Genomic DNA, 5917 nt, shown 5'->3' with positions numbered 1-5917 from the left:
TGCCCTTCACTGCACCCGGCTTACCGGCGACGAAGCCCTCTTCGAGGTAGCGCACGATCTCGTCCGTCGAGACCACCTTGGCCACCGTGCTGCTCGCAACCTTGAGCGCAATTTCCTGATTGGCCGTGGCCGTCGCAACCGCATCGCCGACGACCACCACGTCATATCCGCGCGAATTTCCGGCATAGGCGGTGCTGAGCACGCATTCATCCGTCCATAGCCCGACGATGACGATGGTATCGATATCCAACGCCTTCAGTTTCTCGTCGAGATAGGAGCGGCCCTTCTCGTCGAAGGTCCAGAACATGTCGAGATGCTTGCCGTGATAGAGCCAGCCCGCGTCACGCTCCTCCGGCGTCGGCGCGATTTCGGCAAGCGGCTCAAGCCCGGGTGCGCCGGTGAAAACGTAAGCCGCATTCTCGGGATTGTCCGGATCGAGCCCGCGCGGGCCGTACCAGCGGTCCATGGCGTTGGAAATGCCATCGTCGAAACGCCGGCTCCAGATGCTCCAGGCGATGCAGACCCCCTCGTTGCGCGCGCGCCGTTCGCGAAATGCGTTCACGATACGGGCGAGTTTCGGAAGGATCTCGCCGGCATAGGGGCGATATTCCTCCTGGCAATCATCCACGAGCAACGCGATCCGGCGCGGGCGATCCCCCAGATCCCAGGCGGCCCAGAAGGCCAGCGGGGTCTGGTTCGGCCCGCCCGGGGTCTTGCTGTGATTGGGCATCGGCTCCTGCGCAATCGCCATGTCGCGATGCTTGCGCGGTTTCGCCAGGGCCTCACGCAGGGTCCGGATCTCGCTTGCGTCATCGATCATGATCGGCTTTCTCCTCGGATTGACCTTTACCGATCCAACGGCGTTACGCGCCGACCGTTCCCTAAAGATGCTCGGCCGGCGCGCGCGGCGATGGTGCCGCCGCGCGCGGTGGCGGATCAGTCCCGGGGGCCCGAAGCGGTCGGCGGCGTGGCGCAAGCCTCGCTCTCCAAACGCCAGGCATTGCGGGCGAAGACCCAGGTTACCCAACCAGCGCCCGCACAAAGGATGGCGCCGAGCACCCAGGTCAGGATGGAACCGAGTTGCAAAAGCCCCCCGACCGCCCAAGCGGTCGCGGCTGCCACGCCGATCACTTCCGTACCCACGAGGACAATGGCACTGATCGCGATGAGCCAGGCGCCGAAGCGCGAGGATTTCTCGTGATTTGCTTGAATGGACATCGATATCTTTCCGGTGAGGCCGCCACAGTGGCTGCCGATTGCGTTGCCGGATCCGCGAAACGGATCGAGCCTTGTCGTATGGTCGCAATCAGGCAGAGAGTGGCGGCGCGCGAGCCCGGAACGCGATGGCGCGCTTGTAAGCGGGCGCGGCGGCAGGGAACACCGTCAGACACGTCTGCGACAGCACCGCAAACGCTGACCGGCCCCCCGGCGTGTCGGCATCCTCCTCACCCTCCATGGGCGCGGGGGCGATAATGAGCGGCTGCGCCGTCAGGGCCGCGTCGATACCGGAAGCGTCCTGCGCCTCGGTCGCGGGGCCGGATTCGACCGGCAGCGCCAGAGGCAGCGCCGGAATGATCAGCAGGAACAGCGCGCAGAACAGTGCCGCCAGCCGCATCGGCAAACCCGAATCGTTGATCGTCATGCCCTCGCCCTCCCGCAGCGGCAAGATGCCCGATGTCAGGATGCCTGCAGAAGCGAGCGAGCGCAATATCCGCGCTTTCTGGCTTATCCGTGTCGCGGGCCACGCATGGAGCGGTTGACGGGCGGCCTTGCCCCGGCCAGAACACTGTACGCGCTTTGCGTTCCTCTCGCGCCGTTACCCGGCCTTCGACCAGATCATGGATGTCATCACGATCGTCGGCGTCGTCGCCGGCCTCTTCATCATCATCTCGCTCAGCGAGCCGCTGGCCGAGCGCACGAGGCTGCCCTACACCGTGGTTCTCGCCATTATCGGCGTGATCATCGGCATTCTCGCGATCTATGCAGTGGATACCGGGCCGTTTCTGTTCGGCATTCCCGAGACATTCCTCGTCTTCGATTTCAGCATCCGCTCGAATGTGTTTCTCTATGTGCTTCTGCCCACACTGCTTTTCCAGGTCTCGCTCGGACTGAACCTGCGGCGCATGGCGGATGACTGGGTGCCGATTCTGGTCATGGCCGTGCTGGCCGTGGTCGTCGCCACATTCGCGATCGGCTTCGCGCTCACTCCCTTTACCAGCCTCCCGCTGGCGGCCTGCCTGATGCTCGGCGCCATCGTCGCGACGACCGACCCGTCAGCCGTGGTCTCGATCTTTCGCAACATTGCCGCGCCGCAGCGGCTGACGCGGATCGTCGAGGGAGAGAGCCTGTTGAACGACGCGGCCGCCATCGCGCTTTTCGGCTTTTTCCTGACCTTCGTGATGATGGGAGTGCCCAACCCAACCCTACGCGACGCGCTGATCACATTTCCCATCCTGATCTTCGGCGGCCTCACCGTCGGCTGGGTTGCGGCGCGGTTCTGTGCGATGACGCTGGCCTGGCTCGGGCGTTTTCCGCTTGCCCAGATCTCGCTCAGCGTCGCCCTGCCCTATCTCACTTATCTGATCGCCGAGCGCTGGTTCGGATTCTCCGGTGTGATCGCCGTGGTCATGGCGGGGATGACGCTGAACTACCTCGGCCCCGGGCGCCTCTCTCCGGCCAATTGGGCCTGGCTGCGTGAAGTGTGGGACGTGCTCGCGCATTGGGCGGGCGCACTGATCTTCCTTCTCGCGGCGCTGCTGGTGCCGGGTCTTCTCGCCGATATTCAGGCATGGGACCTGTTTCTGATTGCAGTCATCGTGGTCGCGGCCATGGCGGCCCGGCTGTTCATGCTCTATGCGGTTGTGCCGTCACTGACCTGGCTGGGGCTATCGCCGCGGGTCGAGCCGGCCTACCGGGTCGCGATTCTCTGGGGTGGGCTGCGCGGCGCCGTCACCCTCGCCCTCGCCCTCGCGGTGACGGAGAACCTGCGCGTCACTATCGACATCAAGCGCGAGGTGGGCATCCTCGCTACGGGCTTCACGCTGTTCACGCTGCTGGTTCAGGGAACGACGCTGCGCCGGGTGATCACCTATCTCGGTCTCGACAAGCTATCCCCGCTCGATCGCGCCCTGGCGAACCAGGTTATCGCCGTGGCGCTCGCCAATGTGCGCGAGGAGGTCGCCGGCACCGCAAAACGGCACGAGCTGAACCGCGCGATCGTCAGATCCGAGGCCAAACGCTTTGCCGCGCGCCTCGACACCGCCATGCAGAAGGCGGAGACACTGGACGATATTCTCGACCGTGACCGCATCACGCTGGGCCTCGTGGCACTGGCGGGCCGGGAGCGCGACATGATCCTCGACACGTTCCGCGAACAGCTGATCTCGGCGCGGCTGGCCGAGCGCATGCTCTCGGATGCCGATCGCCTGATCGAGCGAACACGCAGTGGTGGTCGCGACCAGTACCGTGCCACGGGTCGCGTGAGCCTCGCGCGGGGACGCTGGTACGGCTTTGCCGTGCTGCTTCATAACCGTCTGCGCATGTCCGGCCCGCTGGCGCGGATGACGGCGGACCGGTTCGAGATCATGCTCAACCAGCGGCTGATCCTGCGCGACCTGCACGGCCATATCGACGGCAAGATCCGGCGTATCCACGGACGGCGCGTGGCGGATCTGCTGCATGAACTGCTCAAGCGCCGCGAGGATGAGACGAAATCGGCGCTCGAAGGATTACGTCTGCAATATCCCGGCTACGCCGAGGAAATCGAGCGGCGCTTCATCCGGCGCATCGCCCTGCGGCTGGAGGAGCGCGAATACGATACCCTTCGTCAGGACGGCTTGATCGGGCGCGAACTGTTCACGACGCTCAAGCAGGAGCTCGCAGATAAGCGCAAACGCGCCGAAACGCGCCCCGCGCTCGATCTGGCCGTGCAGAAGACCGAGCTCGTTCGCCGTTTTCCGCTGTTTGCGGAATTGAGCGAGTCCAGTCGCGCGCAACTCGTGCGGGTCTTGAAGGCACGCTACGTGCAGCCGGGCGAGGTTCTGGTGCGCAAATGGCAGACGCCGCGCGAAGTCTGCTTCATCGCCTCCGGCGCGGTCGAGGTGGTGACAGCAGGCCAGAAGCACAGGCTGGGACGCGGCGAGATGTTCGGCCAGCTCGCCCTGCTCAGCCGCCAGACCCGCCACATCCAGGTCACCGCGATCAGCCATTGCGCCCTGCTCGTCCTCGACGAACCCAGCTTCCGCCGCTTGGTGAAACGCAGCGAAACCATCCGCAACGCCGTTGCGGAAAGCGCGAGGCGGCGCGGCGTGACGATCGATGAGCTGGCTTTGTCAGGGTGAGGAGGGATCAGGCTCTTGGCGGGTCGCAAGTTCAGTAGCGACTACGGGGGCAGCCTGAAGCGAGCGAGGGTCCAGCGCCTTCAATGCGAGCTTGGCGTTCAGTGAACGTGCGCCTTCGCCGGCACGAAACCACTTCATGGCAGTGTCCGCCCGAAATCTGGGGCGCCGCCGGCCCGGCTCCGGCAGCGCGGCGCGCCCAATGACCGCGGCGATCTCGTTGATTCTGTACAAGCCGCCAGCAACCTGTAATGGCATTTCCCGTTGTTGTAATGTCTGTCGCGTCACATCAAGTTTCGCGGCGACATCTGCGAGGCTGACGAGGTCCGGCCGAACCTCGTGTAGCTGTGTGCCTGCCGGAAGGTTGCGCATGATGGCACGCGCCGCTTCAAGAATTGCGGACTCGGCATCTTCGCCAGACGCATCGAGCTCGACAGCCAAGAGCTTCGGGTTACCCGTGCCAATAAGAGCATCTTCAAAGCCAGCCTCAATGACCGCATCCGACAAGATAAACGGATCATGCTCGCCCGGAGGAAGGCTGAAGATGATTTCAAATTCAAATTGTTCAGCCATCGTCCTCATCCTTCACAAAAATACACGCCAATGCGCGATTTCTCAGCTTGGCGGCGTGGTTGCCAGCGTTCTGGGGCGTCGAGTTGATCGTCATCTGACAAAACTCCCCGCAGCGACACTCCTTGCTGTGGTTGGGGCATCGAAGCAGGCCCCAAGCATGCCCCTTGCCGGTGCGTACAACAACACCCCAGCCATGCTCTTCCAGTTCACCAAGAACCTGCTCAACCTCTTTCTTCGGGTGCCGACTACGTGGCATGAATATACCTCGCAAAATTATTTTGTCAATTGACAATTTAACGCAGAAATCGAGAGGCCGGGAATTGACCCCACTCACAACCCCTTCTCAAAAAACCACTCCACCGAACCGGACACATCCCCGAGTTCCCGCGCTTGCGGCGCACGCATATAGCCGCGCTTTTCATAGAGCGCGTGCGCGTTCTCGAAGCGGGTATCGGACCAAAGGATGATGCGGCTGGCGCCAGCGGCGCGGGCGCGGGTTTCGACATGGTCGACCAGCATGCGCGCGAGTCCCCTGCCCCGGCAATCGGGGCGCACATAGAGCCGGTGGATCTCGATCGTCTGCGGGGCCGGCGTGTCCATGGCGATGGACGCGCAGACGCGCCCGCCATCATCCTCGATCACGAAGAAATCGACGCCCTTCTCCGCCGCATGACTCGCCGGGCGCAAGAGATCGGGGAGATCGTCATGCGGATCAGTGAAGCAGCCCGCATACTCGGCAAAACACAGCGTGAGCAGGCCAAAAAGGTCCTGCGCATCACCGTCGCGCACGGGCCGTATCACGCTCATGCCCCGCTCACTCAATGCCGAGCTTGTCCTTGAGCATGGCGTTCACCGCCTGCGGATTGGCCTTGCCGCCGGTCGCCTTCATCACCTGGCCGACGAACCAGCCGAGCATCGAAGGCTTGGCCTTGACCTGCTCGACCTTCTCGGCATTCGCCGCGATCACCTCGTCCACCGCCTTCTCGATGGCGCCGGTATCGGTGACC

7 protein-coding genes and 1 pseudogene are annotated in these 5917 nt (G+C 63.7%); 2 read left to right on the top strand and 6 right to left on the bottom strand.

Translation table 11 applies throughout. The annotated features are described in order from the left end of the window. From VKP01_RS16150 to VKP01_RS16140, 3 genes are all read right to left on the bottom strand, one after another. Window positions 1-820, bottom strand: an 820-nt coding sequence (locus tag VKP01_RS16150; protein ID WP_324414114.1) for an isochorismatase family protein, incomplete at its 3' end; no start/stop codon positions are given. 116 nt (window positions 821-936) lie between these two features. Continuing rightward, a complete protein-coding gene (locus VKP01_RS16145; protein WP_324414112.1) occupies window positions 937-1218 on the bottom strand; it encodes a hypothetical protein in 282 nt (93 codons plus the stop codon). A gap of 88 nt (window positions 1219-1306) precedes the next feature. Then, window positions 1307-1642 carry a hypothetical protein gene (locus VKP01_RS16140; RefSeq protein ID WP_324414110.1) on the bottom strand — a complete coding sequence of 112 codons (336 nt, stop codon included), beginning with the start codon at window positions 1640-1642 and terminating at the stop codon, window positions 1307-1309. Window positions 1643-1838: 196 nt separating this feature from the next. On the opposite strand from VKP01_RS16140, the gene VKP01_RS16135 reads away from it, so the two are divergent. Next, window positions 1839-4340, top strand: coding sequence for a cation:proton antiporter (locus VKP01_RS16135; protein WP_324414108.1), 2502 nt, complete (start codon window positions 1839-1841; stop codon window positions 4338-4340). Here the strand turns inward: VKP01_RS16135 and VKP01_RS16130 are convergent. Next, window positions 4332-4910 carry a hypothetical protein gene (locus VKP01_RS16130; protein ID WP_324414106.1) on the bottom strand — a complete coding sequence of 193 codons (579 nt, stop codon included), beginning with the start codon at window positions 4908-4910 and terminating at the stop codon, window positions 4332-4334. The genes VKP01_RS16135 and VKP01_RS16130 overlap by 9 nt on opposite strands. On the opposite strand from VKP01_RS16130, the gene VKP01_RS16125 reads away from it, so the two are divergent. Beyond that, window positions 4882-5199, top strand: coding sequence for a hypothetical protein (locus VKP01_RS16125; protein ID WP_324414104.1), 318 nt, complete (start codon window positions 4882-4884; stop codon window positions 5197-5199). The two genes, VKP01_RS16130 and VKP01_RS16125, sit on opposite strands and share 29 nt — an antisense overlap. 41 nt (window positions 5200-5240) lie before the next feature. Here VKP01_RS16125 and VKP01_RS16120 read toward each other — a convergent pair whose 3' ends face one another. After that, entirely contained in the window at window positions 5241-5717 is a 477-nt protein-coding gene (locus VKP01_RS16120) for a GNAT family N-acetyltransferase (protein ID WP_324414103.1), read from the bottom strand. 7 nt (window positions 5718-5724) lie between these two features. Then, window positions 5725-5917: pseudogene (gene gatB / locus VKP01_RS16115) on the bottom strand (Asp-tRNA(Asn)/Glu-tRNA(Gln) amidotransferase GatCAB subunit B); the annotation flags it as partial.

Source organism: Saliniramus sp. (genome assembly GCF_035311605.1).
Classification (GTDB): domain Bacteria; phylum Pseudomonadota; class Alphaproteobacteria; order Rhizobiales; family Beijerinckiaceae; genus Saliniramus.
Note: the sequence above shows the minus strand (reverse complement) of the source record. Positions and strands in the feature narration are given on the sequence as shown.

What these genes read in the sequence shown, in the direction of transcription:
- VKP01_RS16145 (WP_324414112.1), bottom strand. Translation starts at nt 1,218, where the DNA reads ATGTCCATTCAAGCAAATCACGAGAAATCCTCGCGCTTCGGCGCCTGG.
- VKP01_RS16120 (WP_324414103.1), bottom strand. Translation starts at nt 5,717, where the DNA reads ATGAGCGTGATACGGCCCGTGCGCGACGGTGATGCGCAGGACCTTTTT.
- VKP01_RS16135 (WP_324414108.1), top strand. Translation starts at nt 1,839, where the DNA reads ATGGATGTCATCACGATCGTCGGCGTCGTCGCCGGCCTCTTCATCATC.
- VKP01_RS16130 (WP_324414106.1), bottom strand. Translation starts at nt 4,910, where the DNA reads ATGGCTGAACAATTTGAATTTGAAATCATCTTCAGCCTTCCTCCGGGC.
- VKP01_RS16140 (WP_324414110.1), bottom strand. Translation starts at nt 1,642, where the DNA reads ATGACGATCAACGATTCGGGTTTGCCGATGCGGCTGGCGGCACTGTTC.
- VKP01_RS16125 (WP_324414104.1), top strand. Translation starts at nt 4,882, where the DNA reads ATGATTTCAAATTCAAATTGTTCAGCCATCGTCCTCATCCTTCACAAA.